This window comes from Rhodopirellula sp. MGV, from assembly GCF_002251265.1.
GTDB lineage: Bacteria > Planctomycetota > Planctomycetia > Pirellulales > Pirellulaceae > Stieleria > Stieleria baltica_A.
The window spans coordinates 48,081-68,877 of record NZ_NPDI01000027.1 but is presented as its reverse complement, the minus strand read 5'-3'; the positions used below and the strand labels follow the sequence as shown (position 1 = coordinate 68,877).

The following is a 20,797-nucleotide window of genomic DNA, read 5'->3' as shown; positions in this document are numbered from 1 at the left end:
TCAGTGTGTCGGAGCCAAGATGTCTCTTGGGCAGAATTTTCAGGTCAATCTAAGCGGCGTGATTCGCTTGCTGTCGGATCACCTTTACGGCGGTCCTGAAGTTTACGCCCGCGAACTGTTGCAGAACGGCGTAGACGCGATCACCGCGCGTCGGTTGCTTGACCCAACCCATCATGGCACCATCCGTGTCGAAGTGGTCGAATCGGAGGATGCGAAAACGATCTTGGTGGAAGACAACGGGATCGGATTGACCGAGTCTGAGGTACACCAATTCCTTGCAACGATTGGCCAGTCATCCAAATCCGGAGACTTTTCGCGAGACGACTTCATTGGCCAATTCGGGATCGGCTTGTTGTCCGCTTTCGTCGTTTCTGACGAGATCACCGTCATCACACAGTCAGCCCGCGAACCCGGCGCGGCCGTCGAATGGAAAGGCCGCGTCGACGGCACGTATGCGGTGCGATTGCTTGACCAATCATTGTCACCCGGCACCCGGGTTTACTTGCGTGCGAAAGAAGGAAAAGAGGAGTTCTTTACGGCCGAGAAAGTAAAGGGGCTGCTTTGTCACTACGGGCATCATTTGCCGCACGAGATCCAACTGGAAATCGATGGCAATGTCGAGTCAATCAACGAAGACGCTCCTTGGTCGGATGGTGGTTTGTCACGTTCGAACCAAGAGTTGCTCGACTACGGAAAGGAAGTCTTCGGTATCGATTTCCTAGACGCGATTCCGATCGCCAGTGAAACCGGACGCGTCAGTGGCGTCGCGTATGTACTGCCCTTCTCCGTCAGCCCCGCATCGCGTCAATCGCATCGGGTCTACTTAAAACAGATGTTGTTGTCGGAGTCGGTCGACGGGATGGTGCCTGATTGGGCGTTCTTCATTCGCTGCGTCGTTAACTCTGATCGACTGCGTCCCAACGCCGCCCGCGAAGCGTTCTATGAAGACGACTTGCTAGAACAGACCCGAGCTGAGATCGGTCAATGTTTAAAAACCTATTTGACTGGTCTGGCCGAAAATCATCGTGCAAAGCTGGACCGGATCATCCGCCTGCACTACCTGCCGATCAAAGCACTTGCGGTCGAAGACGAAGAATTCTTTCGTCTGTTCATTCAGTGGCTGCCGTTTGAAACATCGATCGGATCGATCACGTTAGACGAGTACTTTAGTGAAGAACACTTCGGCCCCGAAGCGACGTTGCGCTACGTTCGCGATCTCGATCAGTTTCGTCAAATCGCGAGCGTTGCCGGAGCGCAAGGTCTTTGTGTCTTTAACGGGGGCTACACCTACGACGCAGACTTGTTGGACTTGGTCGCCGAAGAATTCCCGTCGCGTGACATTCGTGCGATTGACGCGACTGACTTGGTGCAAAACTTTGAAGAATTGACATTCGAAGAACAGCAGGATGCGTTTGACCTCGTCAAGCTCGCTGATCTTGTGTTGCAAAAGTACAAGTGTTCGGCCGAGGCCAGAAAGTTCGATCCGGCAGAATTGCCGACGCTGTATACGGCCAGCGAATCGGCGACTTTTATGCGTTCGGTAGAGCAATCTCAGGAAGACGCCGACGAGTTATGGGGTGGAATCCTGAACAACGTTGCGAGCGCCGTAGGAAACGATGGCTATGCACAACTGGTGCTGAACTATCGTAACCCGTTGATCCGACGCCTGATTCGAATCGACGACGAAAAACTTCACAAACGGATCATCGAAATTCTGTATCTGCAGTCGTTGTTGCTTGGTCATTATCCCCTGTCTTCGTCCGAGCGAACAATCTTGGGCGATGGGTTGTTGGGTTTGATCGAATACTTCTTGGGAGAGTGATCGTGAGTTCTGATTACAGCGAATTGTACGAGCGTCTGTACCAATCGGATGGCCGAGAAGAATTAGCCATCTACGAAGAATTAATTCGTCTGGCGGACTCGAACAAGGATCTCCCAACCGCATACGATTTTCGCAGTGCGTATTGTTCTCGTGCCTGTGAAGAGGGCTTTCCTGAAAAAGGCATCGTCGCGTTTTCGTGGTGTCTGGCACAGTACGACAAAGATCCATCGCTGGATGACCCTTACAACTTGATCTGGCAATACAAGGTGATGTTAGAGTTGATCCCGATCTTTGAAACAGTGACTCGAGATCAGATCATCAAGATGCAAGAAGACATGGCGAAGCGGCTCGCTTGGATGGGGGAAACCGAACGCACCGCGCATTATTATCGCTCATGGAATCTGATGCGAATGGGCGACTATGAAAAGGCGGCTGAGTTTCAGGAGACTTACCTGGGGATGACGCGAACGGGAATGTCGGATTGCGATGCGTGTGAACGTGACCGCCAAGTCGAGTTGTTGGTTCGGATGCACCGTGACGAAGAAGCCCTCCAAAAGGGTAAAACGATTATGGAAGGCAAGATGTACTGTGGTGAAGTGCCTGAGTTCACCAACGGGCATTTGGTGAAGGCACTTGCCAGGTTGGGAAAAGAGGAAGAGGCGACGAAGCGGGCCACCAAGGGGTACGAGTTGATCCGCAGGGAGCGAAAGTACTTGGGCACGATTGGCGATTTGATGCTGATCACCGTCCGCAATCGAGATTTCAATCTCGGAATGCGGCAGGTCACCAAACACCTGCCCTGGGTGGTGGATTCCGCAGCTGGCGAGTTGAAATACCGGTTTTTAAATGCTGTGGCGTTGTTTTTCGAGGCTTTATCAAAAGACAAGCCGAGAACAACGAAAGTCCGCATCCCGCGTGAGCTAGCCTGTTATCGAAAAGGCGATAGCTACGATATGGGGGAGCTCGCCGCCTGGTTTGCCGAGGAGACTCGCCGGTATGCTGATCGCTTTAACCAACGCAACGGCAATTCGCGGTACGACGAAATGATTCGTGACAATCGCGAAATCGCCGCATTGGATTAGACCGCAGATAACTTTTACACGTCGTTAGGCCCGAAGCTTGCCAACGGTCAAGATTCGGTGGGTGATGGAACGCGAGAACTCGAAATCAACACGAATGGTTGCCGCGACCGAGTTCGTCGCGTTGCTTGCTTTGTTTTTTGTCTACGCCGGTGATTTGCCGCCAGCGGTCAATGAAGCACACTATTTGGTTAAGGCCAAAAATTTTTGGGACCCCTCTTTCGCCGCGACAGATTTGTTTGCCGCGTCAGGCAAAGCTCACACCACGTTCTATTGGGTGTTCGGCTGGCTAACAAAGTATGTCTCGCTCGAGGCGACAGCATGGATCGGTCGGGTGATCGGTTGGAGCGTCTTGGCCGCCGGGTTGATACTTTGCAATCGACGCCTATCGCTGCCACCTTTCGTGTCTCTTGCCGTCGCGGTGTTGTGGATCGCTGGGATCGAAAAAGGCAACTTGGCTGGTGAGTGGGTGATCGGCGGGATCGAAGGAAAAGTCCCGGCGTACGGCTTCGGGTTGATCGGACTGGCAAGTGTGATCCAGCGGCGCTGGTCGACGGCCTGGATCTGGTTTGGCATCGCATCAGCATTCCATGTGCTCACCGGGGGCTGGTTGGTGGTGGCGTCGATGGTTGCTTTCGTCGCAACAGAGCGCCGACGAAAAAATGGCGAACACGACGGACCGGCGGCTCGGTTCTTTACACCGGGGTTGTTCATCGGGGGAGCGATTGCGATGGCGGGCTTGATTCCCGCGCTCGAATTGACGATGGCAGCCACCGCCGAGCAGCGCAGTCTTGCCGCGCGGATCTATAGCTATGTTCGAATCCGGCATCACTTGTTGCCCAGCGATTTTCCGGCCCATTGGTTCATTCGGCACGGCATCTTAGTCGCCGGAATGTATGCGTTGGTGTTCTTGGGACGCGGATCGGCCGTTCGTCGACGACTCGGTTGGGTGGGCGTCGGCGCGACGCTGATCACGGCGATGGGATTTGTCGTGGGGGCATTGCCCGCGGTGGCGCCAGACCTCGCAGCCAAGTTGCTGCGTTACTACTGGTTTCGGCTCGGTGATGCGATCGTCCCATTGGTGATTGCGCTGTTGTTGGCCGATGCTCTCTTTAACACCAATGGTGGTCAGCCTTGGCCGGTCCAAGTTCGCCAAGGCCTGCGTTGGATTGCCGTTGTCGCGATTGGGATTGCGGTGTTTGTGGTGGGTGAGTCTTCCTATGACCGGTTGCGCATCGGTGTTCCGCCATCGGCAAGCCACCGTTTGCTCGGATTCGATCCGAACGCGAGTGCAGAACAACTGCAGCAAGGGTTTCGCGATTGGGTGGCCGTCTGTGATTGGATACGGTCATCCACGCCGGAGGACGAAGTTTTTCTGACGCCACGGCATCAGCAAACATTCAAGTGGTACGCCGGTCGCGGTGAAGTGGCAAATTGGAAGGACGTGCCGCAAGATGCGAGGTCGTTGATCACATGGCTGGAAAGGTTTGACGATATCTTTCCCAAGCAGCTTGGCGATGTTTCGATCAACGCGATGCGAGTTCCCATCAACTATTCAAAGCTGCGCAAGTACGGAAAGCGATACGGGGTGCGGTTTATGGTTGTGGACAATCGAATCGCTAGCTCGATTCCGCTCGCAAAAATTTACCCGGTCGCAAACCAGCAAAATGCCACTTACAGCGTCTATGAATTGCCATACTGATTAGACTGGTTTGGTCAGAACCCCCAAAGCGGTCTAGTGTGTCAACGTTGAAATAGAATGAATACAAAATCAGCGTTGACGAAATTCGTGATTGATTTGCTCGGCGAAGGACGAGTGAAGACACGCGGGCGCATCCACCTGCATCAGGCCAGCCAGGCAGATCGCGAATCGGCGAGCATGGTGCTGGTGGGGTCAGCTGTCATCGCGGCGGATGAAGTTCCAGGCGTCGCACCGGCCTTTGTTTTGCCAGCCGCATTGTGGGCTGCAGAGGCGTTTGCTTGGGCATGTGGGATGTTGATCGATCGGGCCGAAGTCGAAACAAACATTCCGCCCTGGATTATCAAGTCCCGTCCAGCGACAAACGATCTGTCCAGTCATTGGTCGGTGGACTTGGTCTTTCGTTTTGCGTACGACTTGATCAAACGTTCGGAATCGATTTCGCCAAACGATGATTTGCACGCCCAACTGCTCGAATTGTTTACGCCATGGCCAGTTTCGGCTGTGGGGTTGCATCATGAACCTCCGCAGGCAGAGTCTAATCTGGTTTTGACACATTCGACGTTGCGACAGATGTTGGTCGATCGAACGCTATTACGTCAGGACAAACATTGGTTGCAGGATTCGCGAATCAAGCATGATATTGAAGTCGTGCTTGGTGGGTATCCAGAGCTTTTTACCTAAGAGACACTCCATCCATGGACGACGGTCACTCACGCGAAAGCACCGCATCGCTGGCGACGTGCTTGCGGGATCAAGTCTTGCGGCCGGTCAAAGACACACTGGTCGGCAAGGATGAAATTGTTGAATTGCTAGGTGTCGCACTGGTGGCAGGTGAAAACTTGTTTTTGCTCGGGCCACCAGGGACCGGAAAGAGTGCGTTGGTCAAAGAGATCGCATCGCGTCTCTCGGGGAATGCATTCGATTACTTGCTGACGCGTTTCACCGAACCGAGCGAACTATTCGGTCCGTTCGATTTGAGAAAGCTCAAGGACGGCGAGCTGGTAACGAATACCGAAGGGATGTTGCCCGAAGCTGACTTTGTCTTTTTGGATGAATTGCTCAACGCCAACAGTGCGATCTTGAACAGTCTGCTGTTGGCGCTCAACGAACGAATCTTTCGTCGTGGACGCCAGACGATTCAGCTGCCTATGTTGTTGACGGTCGGGGCAAGTAACCGACTGCCGGATGATGATGCCCTGGCCGCCTTGTTTGATCGGTTTCTATTGCGAGTCGTTTGTGACAATGTGGATGATGACGGGCTGGAGGACGTGTTGCAGGCAGGATGGCTGCGCGAGTCAAAGCCGATGGCAACGATCGGGATGAAAATCGAACAGCTCAAAGAGTTGCGATCACGGACGTTGGAAGTCGACTTGAAACCAGCGACGCCAGCCTATTTGCAGTTGATTCGCAGTTTACGAAAAGCGGGCATGCCGATCAGCGATCGCCGGGCAGTGCGTCTGCAACGTATCTTGGCCGCGAGTGCGATCTTGTGTGGTCGAGACTTTGTGGATGTTTCCGATCTGTGGGTGGTCCGCTACATCTGGGACACCCCGGCTCAATCCGAATTGTTGGCGGCGCATCTCGATGCGATTACCCAGGAACACGCCAAAGAGCTATCGGGAGATGACGTCAAACGCCATCCGCTTTCGCAAGTCGATTCCGGTGTTGATCCAGAAGTATTAGGGAGGGCCATCGAAGTGATCACATCCGATCTCGCAAATCCTGCGGCGGCGGATCAGCTTTCCTTGCTGGCTGCGCGGGTCGAATGGGTTAAAAACGAAGTGGCTCGACAGGATTTGCGGCAACGAATTGTCGACGTTCGCGATCAAATCCACGCCCGGCAAGTGGCGGGGCAATGATTCGCAACGGTTTGCGCGTCGAACGCTATCCTGCTGGAAATCTCTACTGCTCCAACAAGGGGAATTCGTCGTGACGACGTATCTGTACCTGCGTCTCGAGAATGCTGATGCGACTTCGCGACTTGTGACGCTACTGGGACAGGGGTGCGAAGCGGCCGAAATTGAAGGCGAAATCAGGTGGCTGAGAACGGCAATCGCCTCTCTTTCGAATCCTGCTGACTCACAGACTGATTTACGGAAGATACCTGGAACGCTTTTTGTCGGCGGTGCTGACGGGCTTTTAAAAAAATGGGGTGATGGCGTTGCCTCGGTTCGGATTCCTGATGGCTTACATTGGGACTTGGTCGATCGGTTGATGCGATTTGAAGTACCTGTCGCATCAATTGCCGGTTCAGGTCGATTCGTTGAGCCGACCGAGTTGAAGTTGGTACGATGCGATCGGGAACGTTCTTGCCAAGCAATGATTGTCGAGAAGTCGGATCTCTTGCGATGGGTTACCAACGCGAGCGAGCTTCGTTTGAAACGATTGCGTTGGTGTGTGAACCAAACGGGGCAAGCTCTTGTCATCGGTGAGCCGCTGCCCGCGATCAATGGGCGTTGGCTTTATCAGGATGGAAACGTGCTGATTCAAGCGGGCTTTCGATTTGAACCCAATCTAGGCGGAACCGATGTGCTGGCTCTGTTTAAACGTGACGGTTGGTTGATTTGTCAGCAGGACCAACCATGGGCGTTGATCGACGATGACCAATTGGCTGCGATATCGCGAGGTTCAGTCCGAGCTTGGGCGCATGCAGAGGCCTGCGGTAACTCGGACACAAACGTCTCTGCAGACATGACACTTTGAAGCGATGATTTCAGCGTCGGGACGAAATCGGTTCGATCACTAGTACGATGGACGCAAATAGCAACGTGGAACCCAACGATCTCGCAAACATTGACGCGCAGTCAGAGTATCTGCGGCCTCCCGTGTTCGGGCTTTGGCAGTGGCAGGAGGCCGGTGACGTTTTGGTCTGGAATGAATTGCCAGGACATTCCGGCGAACAGACTGCGGCGATGGTTGGTCAGTTGCATCTGTTGTTGGGAAAAATGGCTGATTCGATGGGGCGTTTGCCCTCGCTGACCGCCGTGTTGTTTGTGCTGGATGCTTGTCGTGATCAGTGGGACGTGGAGCTTTGCACACGACGGTTGGTCGAAATCGAGGTCAGGAGCAATTTGGCGGTGCCGTTTACGCTCGACACCGAGAGCGAATCGCCACTCGATGTCGCGGCTCAGTGGTTCGCTGATCTGCATTCGTTGCCTGCTGACCTGCGCCACGGCATTGATGCACAAGCTGTCTTGTTGGAGTTTGTGCTTCATCAAGCGAATCAACGCGCGTTCGAAATTTTCGGTGACACCGTCGGGGAAACCTTGGCGGAGCTATCGCTTTCCGGCGAAGATCGCGAGGCGAATTGGGGCAAGAGTTTTCAACCCTACCAACCGCAGCGTCGTGTGAAGCAGTTCTGGAGTGCAATTGTCGCGATGTCGTCGATTAAGATCGATGAAGTGCGGCTGCGAGCATTTCATCGTACCGCAGTCGCCAGCCTTCCTTCAGAACGCGGTGAACAATTTGATCGTGATCGGTCGACGAATCCCATCGCGAAGTTGTTGAATGAATTGAAGACAGACGCCGAGCTTGCTGCGATCGCGAAAGCGGCGATGGATGTCTCCAGTTTGCTTTCGATCCCTCGTCGTCCGAGCGACCCGATGGATTTGCCAATCGGTGGTGTGTCGGATGTCGTCAATCGTGGTGATCCAGAGCGGTTGCTGATGACCGAACTTGCGCAGCCGCCGCTCGTACTGCTGGCGCGAATTGCGACCGGGCAAGCGTTGTATCTACGACGAGAGACGCCGCCGGGGCCGACACCACAATTTAGACCGGTGTTGATCGAGTCAACGATTCGGATGTGGGGGAATCGACGTTGTCAGGCACTGGCGATTGCATTGGCGATCGGCGCGATTGACGAAAGGCAGACAAAGCTTCCCACCATGTTCTGGACGCTCCAGGGGAAACATCGAATTGGTGAAGATCTCACTTCACGCGATGGCGTAATTAAACAACTTGAACGCTTAGGCACAGCCGAGCATCCCGGCGATGCGATGCGAGGTTGGCTCGACTACAGCGACCAAAGTGAGGACGCATTTGCCGAACCGATCGTGATCGTCAGTCAAGCGACAATGAACGACTCACGATTCCGAGTGGCATTTGATCGTATGCCTGCCGGGACCTTAATCGTGATGATCGAATTCGATCAGACAGTCCGGCTACTACGCCACAGCATTTCTGCACAGGAAATGCTACAGACTCTGTCCGTCGAAATTGATCACCAGGTTCAGGCGAAACCGAAGCAGGTCCGTCTTGATACGGCAGAAACACTCTATATCGGACATGCCGAGCCACCACTGCGGACCTCTGACACGGCAGACGGAATGTGGTTGATGGCGATTGATGAGCAGCAAACTCTGGCGATTTCAGCTGATCGACGTTTGCTGTTATTCGATCGCCCTCGCTTGGGTGCGATCGAACTGCACTCAAGTTTGCCGGCCCGGTATCTGCTTGCCTATGAAGTCGATGATGAATCGGTCCAGCTCATTTTGCAGCGGGATCACGAGACTCATTTTTTGATTGAGCTGTGTCTACCGACAGGTAAGGTCTCGGTCGAGCCGATTGAGCAGAGTGGCGATTCGTTGGTTAAGTATGTCATTGATCGAGGGGCCATTTTTCGAATCGGTCGACGCGTCGAGTTGATCGATCAATCGGGAAAGGTCGTCGATCACTTTTCACTTCGAGCAGAAAGACTTTCGCATATCGGTGGGCCTGTCGTCGCGAGCGCGTACGCCGAAGAGTATTACGTGCTTTCGTCACAGCAAGGGAGGATGCAGCGTCAACGTTTTTCGTGCAAAGTCGATCGACGGAAAGTCGTCGGTTTCGTTCGGAATATTTCAAATGAATTGGTACCACTGGAAGTTGGATTGGACCATAGCGGTACATTGGACTTGCGTGTTGTTGGTCATTCGCTGGATCGGCAATGGTTTTCGCTGATTGCAAGCGATGACGGGCAGACGGCCTATTGGTTGAACCAAAAAACTCGTGAAGCACTTCAACGCTACGGCAAAAACTCACTTGCCTTCCACGAGAGTTACAAGCCATCGGGACGACCGTATCTGTATTTGCGGCAGTTGCTAACACAGGTTAACGGAGTGCGGGTCGCAAGTGGATCAATCGAAATCCGACTGAAGGGCAGACGATTCAAAAAGATGTTTCGTGAATCGACAGGGCATCTCGTTATTCGGCCGACGGAATTCGGCGGGGCATTCAATGAGTTTACAGAGACAAGCTATCTGCAACGTGACCACGGTCGTCCGGGGTGGAGACTGCGGACAGCGGATTTTGGCCCAAATCGAATCCTCTTTGATAGTCGCGGGATGTTGCACTTAATCAAGTCCAGCGATCAGTCCGAGATGACACTCGTCTTAAATGAAGAGTGTGTCAGTGGTTGGACCAGTTGGGGAGAAGTTTTCGGAGAACAATACTTCACAGGGTTGGATACCTGTCCGCCTTCGGATCGAGTCTTTTATTGGTTGAATGAGTTGACGAGACAATGCCAGATATCAGAATCGATCTAGTTCGATTGCCGGAGACGCAATCACGATTGTCGGTTGGTGATGTCAACGCATCGCAAGGGTTCGTGCTGCGCACCGATCACATGGTCCAGTCGTTGACGTGGCTTCAAGACCGATTCCCAAAGACACGATGTGTTTACCTCCCAACGTCTCGCCAGGATATCCGTCCGGCAGGGTTGGTCGTGTTTCTTGATGAGGCTGTTCGCAAAGAACAATTGCCAGTCGGCTTGATCCCGCTGCGCCGTCTAAGCGGTGTTGATTCACCGCGGGTGTGGATGCCGGTTGATGCAAGGTTGTCGGCGCGGTTGCCAGATGTGATTCAGGAAGACCTTTACCCGAAACACTTCGATGATTTGGTTTGGTTGCCTGATCTTGGGATCGTTGGCTTTGGTAGCGAAGATGTGGTCAAGCACACAGACTGGATCGCCGCACCCGCATCCACATCGTTGCTGTCTTGGTCCAGCCCGCCAGCGACAGACACATTGCCAACTCGGTTGATCGAGTTGTCATCCGCAAGTTTCGATCAGCCGAATTCGTTCGAAGTCAGCATGCAGGAGCAGTTCGGTTCGGAAGAACAGCCTTGGTGGGAAGCGGTCGAATCGGATGGCCCCAAGTCGGGTTCTGGGATTCGGTCAAAGGTCACTGGGTGGTTGCTCAGCAAGTTGGATGCGATGTCTGAAGCTGTGGCCAAACGCAAAGCGAAAGCAGCAGAACAGAATCGTTCAATGAAACGGAACTCCGCGGCAATGCAAGGTGCTGGTCGCAATGACGCTTCGATCACCCGACCGATCTCGGCGATGATGGCCATGAAGCTCGCAGCGATGTTGCAGGGAAAACGTGAGCAGCAAATCGAGAAGCTTTTGAAGATGCTTCGTGACGATCCCGAAAAAGCACTTCAGTTTGCGATCCCGCTTGGCGGAATGGCGGATGCCTTTCGTGGATTTGCGATGCCAGGGGCTGCGCTGATGTCGCGTTTAACCGATTTTTCTTTGGGCGGGCTTTCGGCAAGCGGCGGGCCAGTCGATGCATGGTCGATCGGAAATCAATACCAGACAAAGCTATTGCGGTCGTATCGTGAGTTGGCCAACCGTGAAGTCGCGGCGGGAAAGCATCGCCGCGCAGCCTATATCTACGCGCACCTGCTGAATGATTTTCGGGCTGCGGCGAATGCGCTTGAGCAAGGCCGGTTTTATGCCGAAGCGGCGACGCTCCACAAAGACAAGTTGAATTCGCCTCGCAATGCCGCCCGTTGCTTGGCGTTGGGCGGTCAATTTGAAAAGGCCGCAGAGATTTACCTGGACCTTTCGGAATATGAGCTGGCAGGTGAAGCATTCGTCCAAGGGGGAGATCTCGAACGCGGCAACCAAGCCTTCGAGTCAGCCTATGGACGGGCTCTCGCACGACACGCGTTGGTGTTGGCGGCAGAGATTCTGACGAATCGACTTGGCAAACGTAAAGAAGCTATCGAATTGCTGTGTCAACAATGGCCCGATGGATATCAAGCCAAGGACACAGCTGAACTGGCAATCCAGTGGTTGGGACAGGACGGTCAGCACGAGCAAACACAATCATTCGCCCAGCGGGTGCTCGATCAAGCGTCCGTATCGCAGTTACCCGATGTGGTCGCAATCTTCAGCCAGCAGTGCCGACGTTACCCAGAACGTCTGTTGCGATATCAGTTCGACGATCATTGTCGAATCGCCGTTGCGCGAGCGATGGAATCCGATTCAAGGTTGGTCCATGACGAGGTCTTGAAATCACTTGGAGTTTCCTCGCCAGGAGATCGTCAGTTACGTCGGGACTGCCAGATTTACGGCAGGCGATTGAAGCCCAGTCCCAGCGAGCGTGTGCCGTCAGCATCGAGATCTGATGCGATCACGGCGGTCGCGAAACTGAAACTGCAGAAGCTTTTCCACTACAGCGACTTTCAGGTCTACAAGAAGCAGTTAATCGCGGTCGGTATCGCAAATGGTTGTTTGCAAGTGCATCGTGTCCCGGTTGGTGATCCAATGCCAATGGATCGGTATGTGAAGTCGGGCAAAGTGAAACTGTCCTCGGCATTGGGGCAGCACGAGCCTTGGATCGCATCAACTGGACTGGATCGCAACGATGGAGTCGATGCAGTTCGTATTTATGCGGATACACCTTGCGAGGCAATCGAGGCTGCAATTCCTGACGATCACATTGCGCCAGTCAAGATTTACATCGCAGCGCGTCGCGAATTTCTTGCCGCCGCGGGCACGATCGGAAAACAGGAGTGGATTGTTTTTGCGGCCAACCAGTCAATTGTGTTGGCTGATGCGGCCACCTCCTTCGATTTGCTGCAGCACCTGCATGCTGAGGATATCTCGTTGGAGGATCTCTCTTCCTTGAACGTCAAGTTAGCTTTAGTGGATGAGCAGCCTTTCGTCGCAATTGGGAACTTGCTGATCAACGTAAAGGGAGCGTCAACGCATTGCAGCCCGCTCGATTCAGACATTCGCCTTCTAGCAGGCTCGCCACCGCGGACGCGCAAACGTTTGCTGTTGGCTACCGAAAGCATGTTGGAATTACGATATCTCGATGGGCAGCCATCCGCAGTGCTTTGCCGTGACTACCGGTATGACAGCGCGATGATGGTGCCAAACGGAAGCATCATCGCGATCGAGAATCAGACGCTGCATCGATTCGATGTTCGCGATGGCGTTGGCAGTCGAGTCCAGTCGATGCGTTTGCCGGAGCCGAATCCGTTGAAGCTGCTTTGTGTGTCGGCGAAGCTTGTGGCTGTCGCGTATACCGACGGAAGCGTTTATTTCTACCGCTTGGCTTGATTAGCTTCGCTAGGCAGATGCGACGGCCGGTTCGTTGCAGCTTGCACAGTGAAGTGCACCGAGGCCCCAGATCATTTCGCGGCAGTTCACTGTGGCAAATTGGATGTCTGGAGTGCCCTGTTTGGCAAGCGACTTGAGGAGTTCGGCCGCTTGCGCGTCACATGCTTTGTCACCGAATTCGGGGATCAGCAAAGCTTGTGGTCCGACGCGAAGAAAGTTGCAGTAGCTTTCCGGCACGCGTGTCCCGTCGATGTAGCGCGGCGGAGGCGTGGGCAATCGGTGGATGGTCACGTTGGGTGACGTTTCGGTTCCCCAGCGGCAAAGTTGTTCGTAGTTCGCTTCGAGCCCGTCGTGATTTGGGTCAGCAGGATCGCTCGACACTGCGACAACGATGTTGGACGGATCGATGAACCGCGCCAGTTGATCGATATGACCGTCAGTGTCGTCGCCTTCGAGTGCACCGCCATCGAGCCAGACGACTTCGCGGGCGCCACAACGTTGTTGCAGCCGCTCGATCGCCTGGTCTTTGGTTAGCGTGGGATTGCGAGTGTCTGTGATCAGGCATTCGGTTGTGGTCAGCAGTCGTCCGCTGCCGTCCCATTCCAGGGCTCCGCCTTCGAGGCAAAGTCCGCCTTCGACACGATTCCAATTTCCGTTTTCGCTTGCCGCGTGGTCGATGATTAGGGCGGTCGCGGCGTTGTCCAGATTCCAGGGCGGGTACTTGCCGCCCCAGGAATTGAAGCCCCAGTCGATTGCTTGGTGTTGCCCGTTTGGCTGGAACACGAAGGTCGGTCCGTAATCACGAATCCAGCAATCGTTCGTCGGGATGTCGACCCAGCGGACTTGCGGAAGCTCGTCGAAGTCGACGCCGGCTTGGCGGGCTTGGTCGCGGAGTTCGGGGGCGCCGATGAGGCGGACGTTCGTAAACATCGCGGCGGCGCGGACGAAAGCGGCGAACCGCTGAGGGATCAACTCGAAATGACCGGGCCAGGTTTCCGGGTTATGCGGCCAGGCGAGCCAGATGGCTTGCACGGGTTCCCATTCAGCGGGAACGCGGAGACTGGGCGAGGTCAATCCTGGCGATTTCGGTGGACCGGTGATCACTGATCAAGAGGTTTCTGCTGAAGAAGAAAGCGGCCGATGGAGTGAAGGTCGGCCGCAAGTCGTTCAAGCGAGTTACTCGATTTTGATTTCTTCTTTGACCTTTTGGACAAAGTGTGGCGACTTCCCGCCTTTGCTGAGCTCTTTGGCACGTTTGTCGGCTTCGTCTTTCTTATCGAAATCGAAGACAGCAACACGTTTCAGGCTTTGGCTGAAAACCCCCCAGTAGAGTCGCATGCGAACATTGTCGGAGGCCTTGGATCGCTTGCTGGATTTCTTCTTCTTAGATACGAGCGCTTTTTCGGCGGCTTCGGCTTCGGCAGCTTTATCGGCTCGGCTAACGACCTTTCGGGCCATGGACAGGTAGCGGGCTTAGTGGTGTGGAAACTATCAAAATCGTCCCGTAGCCTAGCAGTTGGTCGAACAGGTGGCCACGGGGTTATTGCCAAGTTTTGTAGCCGACTCACTCGCTGGGAGGGGCAATGGCGTCTATCGGACCCACCCGGGTGGGCTATCTTGCAAAATGATCGCTACCCGCGGACGCAATTGTCGCGTATGCTTGCCGGATATCAGGAGTATTCCACGCTGGCGCGGTGTGCTGGGCCGTTCGTGTGATGAGCGCGATTTTTGGTCGTTGCACACCATTTTTTGGCATTCGAGGCCGAGAAATCTGTCGGCGAGACGAGCGTGGAGTCGAATAACATCGATCGGAGAGAAGCAACGATGCAGGTAAGTGTCTCGGCACGCCACGGCAATCTTCAGCCTGGTGACCAAGAGTTAATTGAAGAAAAGGCCACGAAGCTAAGGCGGTTGAACGACCGGATCAACGCCATTGAAGTGACCGTGGATCTGGAGCACACCGACAAACCTGTCGTCGAAATTCAAGTCTCGATCGAACATGCCGGGGAGTGCGTTTCGCACGCGGATGCCAACACTGTGATTGCAGCGCTGGATATGGCAATCCCGAAGGTGGAGCAACAGCTTCGCCGGGTCAAAGAAAAAATGACCGGTCATCGAGCCACCGGACACAAACACATCGAGGCTCCCACGCCGGACGAAGCCGAGTCCTGATTGGGGCCCGACATTCGAAATCCGTGTGGGGAAGTACCACCCACTCAAATCAATAATCCACACCCATGAAGTTTGCAGATTTCATCTCAACACCGTCGATCAAGGCGGAACTCCAGGCCAAGACAAAAGAGCAAGCGATTGAAGAGCTTGTCGGAAGTCTTCTGGAAGCTGGCGAAATCGACGCGGATCAACGCGAAGACATCATCGCCGCGATCATGAAACGCGAAGAGCTGGGATCGACTGGTATCGGTCGTGGCGTCGCCGTTCCTCACACCAAGCACCCTAGCGTGCAGAAGTTGGTCGGAACGGTTGGTGTCAGCGAAGAGGGCGTCGACTTCGACTCGCTCGATGGCGAACGCGTCCAGTTGTTTTTCCTGCTGATTAGCCCTCCAGAACGCCCCGGCGATCACCTTCGGGCGCTCGAAAATATTTCTCGCCAACTCCGCGACGAAACGTTCTGCCGCTTTTTGAAGCAAAGCAAGACGGCCGACGACATCTCGCAGCTGCTGCAAGAAGCCGACGATAACCAGTTCGCCACCGGCTGAGCTGACTGGCCGGTTCGACCGGCCGACACACAGCGGCTGACAATGAATTGACTTGTCAGCCGCGTCCCGCTTCAGGGAAACGCTCTGTTTCTCCGAAGCATGATTTGACAATCCGCAATTCGCCCCACGCACTTCGTCCTTACCTGCCGCATGTCCAAGGCGCACAGCCGAACCGTCGTTGTCCGCAACCCTCAAGGGCTCCATGCGCGACCCGCTGACATGTTGGTCCGGATGGCAAATCAGTACACGTCTAGCATTTTGATTAGCCGTGGGGGCGAGGCCGTCGATTGTAAAAGTATCCTGTCGTTGTTGACCCTCGGTGCCGCTTGCGGGACCGAGCTTTCGCTACGAGTTGAAGGCGATGACGCCGAAGCGGCGATCGATTCCATCGAGCAGCTGTTTTTGCGAGGCTTCGACGAAATGGGCGACGAAGATGTTGCCGACAATAATTCCGACCGCAATGAACCCGGCGACAGTAGTGAGTCCGCCGAGAGCGTCGGACAGACCGACTCGACACCTTCGGCGTGACGCAGCATTGCTCCGCCGGTTTGGTTTCGCCCGGTAAACAAAACACAAAACTGATAAGACAAGACTTGGTTTGAAAGACTCGAACATCCCATCCGAGTCGCCCGCCGACGTCCGACGTCGGCACCGTTGTTAAAACTATCCGTACACACATTTAATCGATGGATCGGTCCAGCCTGCCTTGGCTAAATGACTGTCAGTCACGAGGCCTGTGCGCATGATCGCGAACAATTCCACTCACCTGACTCTGCCGACCGGTGCGCCGGGCGGCTCCAGTTCGCTCCCACGGCCAGGCTTCAAGCATGGCTCTGATGGCGATCCTGGAGGGGTGTTCGTGGAAGCGAATTCGTTGCATGGGTGTCGACGTGAACGCCAGCGTTGGCTTGCCCCGGCAGGTGATCACCGAACCATCGGCCCACGATGGTCGAACTGCAAGGCATCCCCGTTTCACCAGGGGTCGCAATCGGCCCAGCCCTAGTGCTGGACGCTGCCGGTTACCGAATCCCTCGTACCCTGTTAGCCGCCGATGAGGTGGACGCGGAATTCGCGCGTCTGCGCGAGGCGGTCGATAAGGTGTCGACGGGTCTCGAAGCGAATCGCTTGGAAACCTCTGCCGTCGCCGGCGAACACACCGGCGATATCTTTGCTGCGCAGCTGCAGATGCTTCATGACCCGCGTTTGCAGGCCGAATTGCGGCGTCGTATCCGCGAAGAACGCCAGTCGGCGGCCTATGCCGTTAGTCGCGTTCTGCACAACTATGCTGCCGCGATCCGCCGCGTCGATAGTCCCCTGTTGGCTGACCGCGCCGACGATGTGCTGGATATCGAAAAGCAGTTGTTGATGTGCTTGGGCGCAGTCTCCGCGGGGCCGCTTTCGGATCTGTCGGAACCCGTCATCGTGCTGTCCCATGTCCTGACGCCCAGTGAAACCGCGAACTTGGACCGCAATTACGTCCGCGCGTTTTGCACCGAAACCGGCGGGCCGGGCGGTCACACTGCAATCGTCGCCAAAGGTTTGGAACTGCCTGCGGTGGTCGGCATCGGAAGCTTCTTGGATCAGGTCGGTGACCACTGCAATGTGATTGTCGATGGCGATCGCGGCCGGGTGATTATCAACCCTGATGCCGAAACGATCGCGTATTACCGCAAGAAGCTCAAAGATCGACGATCGCTGACGGCGCGTTTGTCGGAACTGCGCGATCTGCCTGCCGAGACGATTGACGGCACGCCGCTGCGGCTGAGTGCCAACATCGAATTTCCGCACGAAACGTCAACCTGTATCGAACGCGGCGCCGATGGCATCGGTTTGTACCGCACCGAGTTCCTGTACCTGGCCAGTCACGAAGAACCTAGCGAAGAAGATCACTACCAGGCCTACAGTCGGGTGATCCGAGAAATGGAAGGCCGTCCCGTGGTCATCCGCACGTTGGATTTGGGCGCTGACAAAATGGGCCATCGTCCGATGGCCGAACACGAACACAATCCGTTCTTGGGCCTGCGCAGTATTCGATTGTCGCTGCGCAACTTGGACCTGTTTCGCCCTCAATTGCGCGCGATCTTGCGCGCGGCGATCCATGGTGACGTGCGAGTCATGTTTCCATTGATCACCACCTTGGCCGAGTATCGTCAGGCCAGGATGCTGTTGAACGTTGTCGCCGAAGATTTGGTCGATGCGGGGATACCACACCGCAGTAACATTCCGGTCGGCATGATGGTCGAGGTTCCGGCGGCCGTCATGATGCTGGAGCGTTTTGCGCCTGAGGTCGATTTCTTGTCGATCGGCACAAACGATTTGGCCCAGTACACCTTGGCGGTCGATCGTAGCAATGAAAACGTTGCCGACCTTTATCAGTCCAGCGACCCAGCCGTGTTGCGTTTGATCGCGCGATGCGTGGAGGTCGCCGAACAATTTGACAAACCACTTTCGATTTGTGGCGAGATGAGCAGTAACCCCGCCCGCGCTTTGTTGCTGCTGGGGATGGGTGTCCGGCATTTGAGTGTGCCGCCTTCTTCGTTGCTACGAGTCAAGAAAGCGATCCGCTCCGTTTCGATCGATCAGTGCATTGAGATCGCGAACCGGGTGATGCAATTGGAAGCGGCTCGCGATGTAGATCTCTATCTTTTGGATCGACTGGGTGAATATGTTCCCGAGTTGATCGTTACCTAATCCGAAATTGATGACCTCTTCTGAATCGAATCTCCAAGACAATGACTCGCAAGCTGAGCCGACGGAAGCGTCGTCGCCATTGCGATTACGTTATCGAATTCGGTTCGCCAAGACCGGCTTGTTGCGTTGGACGAGTCACCGAGATTTGGCAAGATTGTGGGAACGGTTGCTGCGCCGTGCCCAATTAAAACTTTCGATGACCGAAGGCTTTCACCCCAAGCCACGGATCAGCTTTCCATCGGCACTCGCACTTGGAATCAGCGGCTTGGACGAAGTCGTCGAGCTTGAACTGGCCGAGTCGCTGGACGCTCAAGAATTGCTGACGCGATTGCGAAGCGATCACCAACCGGGATTGGAGATCAAAAGCGTCCAATTGATGCCCGAGGGTTCGGGCAAAGCCAAGCTGGTCAAAACCGATTACATCATTTCGCGCCCCGACCCAGATCTTGGGGAATGCGACGTCGACGAGGCCGCAATCCACGCCCGCATCGATGAATTTCTGAATCAAGAATCTGTCACGGTGACTCGCAAGAAGAAGCCGCTGACGGTTCGTGTCTCCGACCAAGTGTTGTCGCTGGCGTTCAGCGACAATCTCGAATTATCGCTCGCCGCATTAGACGCGGCGACGTTGAAGCCTACCGATGTGATGGACCTAATCGGGCTCTCCGATTGGATCGCTGCCGGTTCGCAAATCATTCGAACAGAGGTGGTCTTGGCTTCTGAAGTCACGCCCGCCGATCCCAATACATTCGCATCTGCAAACATCACGCCCCAAGCAGGCGAAACCACCGAAGAGGTGCCTAAATGAAACGAGAAATGTTGATGAACGTGCTCCAGCCCGAGGAGAGCCGCATCGCAATTTTGCACGATGGAAAACTCGAAGAACTTTACGTTGAACGTAAGAGCGTCGAAGCATACGCGGGCAACATCTATCGTGGAAAAATCGTCAACCTGGAACCGAGTATCCAAGCCGCGTTCGTAGATTTTGGCGTCGGCCGCAACGGCTTTTTGCATATCAGCGACGTCGAGCCACAGTATTTTCGTCAGGGCGGTTACGATCCCGAAGAGATCAAACGCGAATCTGACGAGATGGCCGAAGCGGCAGCCAAGCGAGCGCGAGAATCAGGTCGTGGATCGAAACGGGCTTTCAAAGGTGGACGCCCTCGCATCAAACCGCCGATCCAAGAGATCTTCAAACGCGGTGACGAAGTCTTGGTCCAAGTGATCAAAGAAGGCATCGGAACCAAAGGGCCAACACTTAGCACGTACATCTCGATCCCAGGTCGTTACCTGGTGCTGATGCCCGCGCTCGAACGTGTTGGTGTCAGCCGCAAGATCGAAGACGAAGACGACCGAAAGCGTTTGCGTCGTTGCTTGTTGTCGCTGAACCCGCCAAAAGGTCTCGGGTTCATCGTTCGAACCGCCGGTGCCGGACGCAGCGAAAAAGAGCTCGGCCGCGACATGGATTACTTGATCCGGTTGTGGAAGACGATCGTTCGTCGCGTCAAAAGCGATAGCGGTCCTGGCGTGCTGTACGAAGAGAGCGATCTGATCATCAAGACGATCCGCGATATTTACAGCGACGATATCGATCAGATCTTGATCGACGAAAAACAGTCGTTCGAAAACGCGCGTGACTTTTTGAAAATGGTCATGCCTCGCGTCGTCGACCGTTTGAAACTCTATGACGGTGCCGAGCCGCTGTTCCATCGCTACAAGTTGGAACGCGAGATCATCAAGATCCATCAACGCCAAGTCAAACTGCCCAACGGCGGTTCGATTGTGATCGACCCGACGGAAGCGTTGGTGGCGATCGACGTCAACAGCGGAAATTTCCGTGGCGGCGAAGAATCGGCTGAAGAGAACGCATTCCGCTTGAACTTGGCTGCGGCAAAAGAGATCGCGCGCCAACTTCGCCTGCGTGACCTTGGTGGCGTGATCGTCAACGACTTTATCGACATGCGTAAAGAAAGCCATCGACGTAAAGTCGAGCGAGCGTTGCGTGACGCGATGAAGAACGATCGAGCCCGAACCAAGATTCTGCGGACTAGTCCGTTCGGTTTGGTCGAGATGACCCGTCAGCGAATCCGCCCGAGCTTGAAACGTAGCATCTATCAGGACTGTCCGTGCTGCGAAGGTCGCGGCTTGGTCAAGACCGCCGAGAGCATGTCGATCGAAGTCGTCCGCATGCTGGCGTTGGCGGTCAAGAACGAGCACATTCAACGCGTTACCATCCGCGTCAATGATGCCGTCGCCGCACATCTGAATAACCAGAAACGTCGCAGTGTGATGGAAATGGAAGATGCCGGCAAAATGACCGTGCAAATTCTTGGCAGCGAAGGCTTGTATCCCGAGCACTTGGAAATGGATTGCCGCGATTCTCAAGGCGAACGCGTCGAAATCGATTCCTAGCCATCTGTTTGCCCTTTTGGCTGCATGTATCTCGCAGAAGGTGCA

At 54.9% G+C, this 20,797-nt stretch carries 16 protein-coding genes; 14 read left to right on the top strand and 2 right to left on the bottom strand.

Annotation, left to right across the window (positions count from 1 at the left end):
- The first annotated feature begins 19 nt into the window (after positions 1 to 19).
- From CGZ80_RS08590 to CGZ80_RS08555, 8 genes are all read left to right on the top strand, one after another.
- Positions 20 to 1,822, top strand: coding sequence for an HSP90 family protein (locus CGZ80_RS08590; protein ID WP_158222611.1), 1,803 nt, complete (start codon positions 20 to 22; stop codon positions 1,820 to 1,822).
- 2 nt (positions 1,823 to 1,824) lie between these two features.
- Complete coding sequence (locus CGZ80_RS08585; protein WP_143543808.1) at positions 1,825 to 2,904, top strand: hypothetical protein; 1,080 nt, start codon at positions 1,825 to 1,827, stop codon at positions 2,902 to 2,904.
- A gap of 64 nt (positions 2,905 to 2,968) precedes the next feature.
- A complete protein-coding gene (locus CGZ80_RS08580; RefSeq protein WP_233148308.1) occupies positions 2,969 to 4,603 on the top strand; it encodes a DUF6798 domain-containing protein in 1,635 nt (544 codons plus the stop codon).
- 57 nt (positions 4,604 to 4,660) lie between these two features.
- On the top strand, positions 4,661 to 5,284 hold the full coding sequence (locus CGZ80_RS08575; protein WP_094413346.1) for a hypothetical protein: 624 nt from the start codon (positions 4,661 to 4,663) through the stop codon (positions 5,282 to 5,284).
- A gap of 14 nt (positions 5,285 to 5,298) precedes the next feature.
- Complete coding sequence (locus CGZ80_RS08570) at positions 5,299 to 6,462, top strand: AAA family ATPase (RefSeq protein ID WP_094413344.1); 1,164 nt, start codon at positions 5,299 to 5,301, stop codon at positions 6,460 to 6,462.
- A gap of 70 nt (positions 6,463 to 6,532) precedes the next feature.
- Complete coding sequence (locus CGZ80_RS08565) at positions 6,533 to 7,306, top strand: hypothetical protein (RefSeq protein ID WP_143543807.1); 774 nt, start codon at positions 6,533 to 6,535, stop codon at positions 7,304 to 7,306.
- Positions 7,307 to 7,353: 47 nt separating this feature from the next.
- The gene (locus tag CGZ80_RS08560; RefSeq protein ID WP_094413340.1) at positions 7,354 to 10,125 is read left to right on the top strand and encodes a hypothetical protein; all 2,772 of its coding nucleotides are present in this window, start codon (positions 7,354 to 7,356) and stop codon (positions 10,123 to 10,125) included.
- Positions 10,101 to 12,932 (top strand): hypothetical protein, encoded by a 2,832-nt coding sequence (locus tag CGZ80_RS08555; protein ID WP_094413338.1) that lies wholly within the window; start codon positions 10,101 to 10,103, stop codon positions 12,930 to 12,932. Before CGZ80_RS08560 ends, CGZ80_RS08555 begins: the two co-directional genes overlap by 25 nt.
- Before the next feature lie 9 nt (positions 12,933 to 12,941).
- On the opposite strand, the gene CGZ80_RS08550 is transcribed toward CGZ80_RS08555, so the two are convergent.
- Positions 12,942 to 14,036: an agmatine deiminase family protein gene (locus CGZ80_RS08550; protein WP_315851415.1), complete on the bottom strand. Its 1,095-nt coding sequence runs from the start codon at positions 14,034 to 14,036 to the stop codon at positions 12,942 to 12,944.
- A gap of 72 nt (positions 14,037 to 14,108) precedes the next feature.
- A complete protein-coding gene (locus tag CGZ80_RS08545) occupies positions 14,109 to 14,390 on the bottom strand; it encodes a hypothetical protein (RefSeq protein ID WP_094413336.1) in 282 nt (93 codons plus the stop codon).
- Positions 14,391 to 14,756: 366 nt separating this feature from the next.
- Here CGZ80_RS08545 and hpf point away from each other — a divergent pair, with 366 nt between their 5' ends.
- The 6 genes from hpf to CGZ80_RS08515 all read left to right on the top strand — a co-directional run bounded on the left by hpf (position 14,757) and on the right by CGZ80_RS08515 (position 20,752).
- Positions 14,757 to 15,104 carry a ribosome hibernation-promoting factor, HPF/YfiA family gene (gene hpf, locus CGZ80_RS08540; RefSeq protein ID WP_094413546.1) on the top strand — a complete coding sequence of 116 codons (348 nt, stop codon included), beginning with the start codon at positions 14,757 to 14,759 and terminating at the stop codon, positions 15,102 to 15,104.
- A 65-nt stretch (positions 15,105 to 15,169) separates the two neighbouring features.
- Positions 15,170 to 15,649 carry a PTS sugar transporter subunit IIA gene (locus CGZ80_RS08535; RefSeq protein WP_094413334.1) on the top strand — a complete coding sequence of 160 codons (480 nt, stop codon included), beginning with the start codon at positions 15,170 to 15,172 and terminating at the stop codon, positions 15,647 to 15,649.
- A 150-nt stretch (positions 15,650 to 15,799) separates the two neighbouring features.
- Positions 15,800 to 16,177, top strand: coding sequence for an HPr family phosphocarrier protein (locus CGZ80_RS08530; RefSeq protein WP_094413332.1), 378 nt, complete (start codon positions 15,800 to 15,802; stop codon positions 16,175 to 16,177).
- Positions 16,178 to 16,594: 417 nt separating this feature from the next.
- The gene (gene ptsP, locus CGZ80_RS08525; RefSeq protein WP_094413330.1) at positions 16,595 to 18,340 is read left to right on the top strand and encodes a phosphoenolpyruvate--protein phosphotransferase; all 1,746 of its coding nucleotides are present in this window, start codon (positions 16,595 to 16,597) and stop codon (positions 18,338 to 18,340) included.
- Positions 18,341 to 18,350: 10 nt separating this feature from the next.
- Entirely contained in the window at positions 18,351 to 19,148 is a 798-nt protein-coding gene (locus CGZ80_RS08520; protein WP_094413328.1) for a TIGR03936 family radical SAM-associated protein, read from the top strand.
- Positions 19,145 to 20,752, top strand: coding sequence for a ribonuclease E/G (locus CGZ80_RS08515; RefSeq protein ID WP_094413326.1), 1,608 nt, complete (start codon positions 19,145 to 19,147; stop codon positions 20,750 to 20,752). The genes CGZ80_RS08520 and CGZ80_RS08515 overlap by 4 nt, the downstream gene beginning before the upstream one ends.
- The last annotated feature ends 45 nt before the right edge of the window (positions 20,753 to 20,797 follow it).

Bases quoted from the DNA above. Each gene is read 5' to 3' on its own strand.
- CGZ80_RS08590 (WP_158222611.1), top strand. From the start codon at position 20: ATGTCTCTTGGGCAGAATTTTCAGGTCAATCTAAGCGGCGTGATTCGC.
- CGZ80_RS08580 (WP_233148308.1), top strand. From the start codon at position 2,969: ATGGAACGCGAGAACTCGAAATCAACACGAATGGTTGCCGCGACCGAG.
- CGZ80_RS08575 (WP_094413346.1), top strand. From the start codon at position 4,661: ATGAATACAAAATCAGCGTTGACGAAATTCGTGATTGATTTGCTCGGC.
- CGZ80_RS08570 (WP_094413344.1), top strand. From the start codon at position 5,299: ATGGACGACGGTCACTCACGCGAAAGCACCGCATCGCTGGCGACGTGC.
- CGZ80_RS08560 (WP_094413340.1), top strand. From the start codon at position 7,354: ATGGACGCAAATAGCAACGTGGAACCCAACGATCTCGCAAACATTGAC.
- CGZ80_RS08555 (WP_094413338.1), top strand. From the start codon at position 10,101: ATGCCAGATATCAGAATCGATCTAGTTCGATTGCCGGAGACGCAATCA.
- CGZ80_RS08545 (WP_094413336.1), bottom strand. From the start codon at position 14,390: ATGGCCCGAAAGGTCGTTAGCCGAGCCGATAAAGCTGCCGAAGCCGAA.
- hpf (WP_094413546.1), top strand. From the start codon at position 14,757: ATGCAGGTAAGTGTCTCGGCACGCCACGGCAATCTTCAGCCTGGTGAC.
- CGZ80_RS08535 (WP_094413334.1), top strand. From the start codon at position 15,170: ATGAAGTTTGCAGATTTCATCTCAACACCGTCGATCAAGGCGGAACTC.
- CGZ80_RS08530 (WP_094413332.1), top strand. From the start codon at position 15,800: ATGTCCAAGGCGCACAGCCGAACCGTCGTTGTCCGCAACCCTCAAGGG.
- ptsP (WP_094413330.1), top strand. From the start codon at position 16,595: ATGGTCGAACTGCAAGGCATCCCCGTTTCACCAGGGGTCGCAATCGGC.
- CGZ80_RS08520 (WP_094413328.1), top strand. From the start codon at position 18,351: ATGACCTCTTCTGAATCGAATCTCCAAGACAATGACTCGCAAGCTGAG.
- CGZ80_RS08515 (WP_094413326.1), top strand. From the start codon at position 19,145: ATGAAACGAGAAATGTTGATGAACGTGCTCCAGCCCGAGGAGAGCCGC.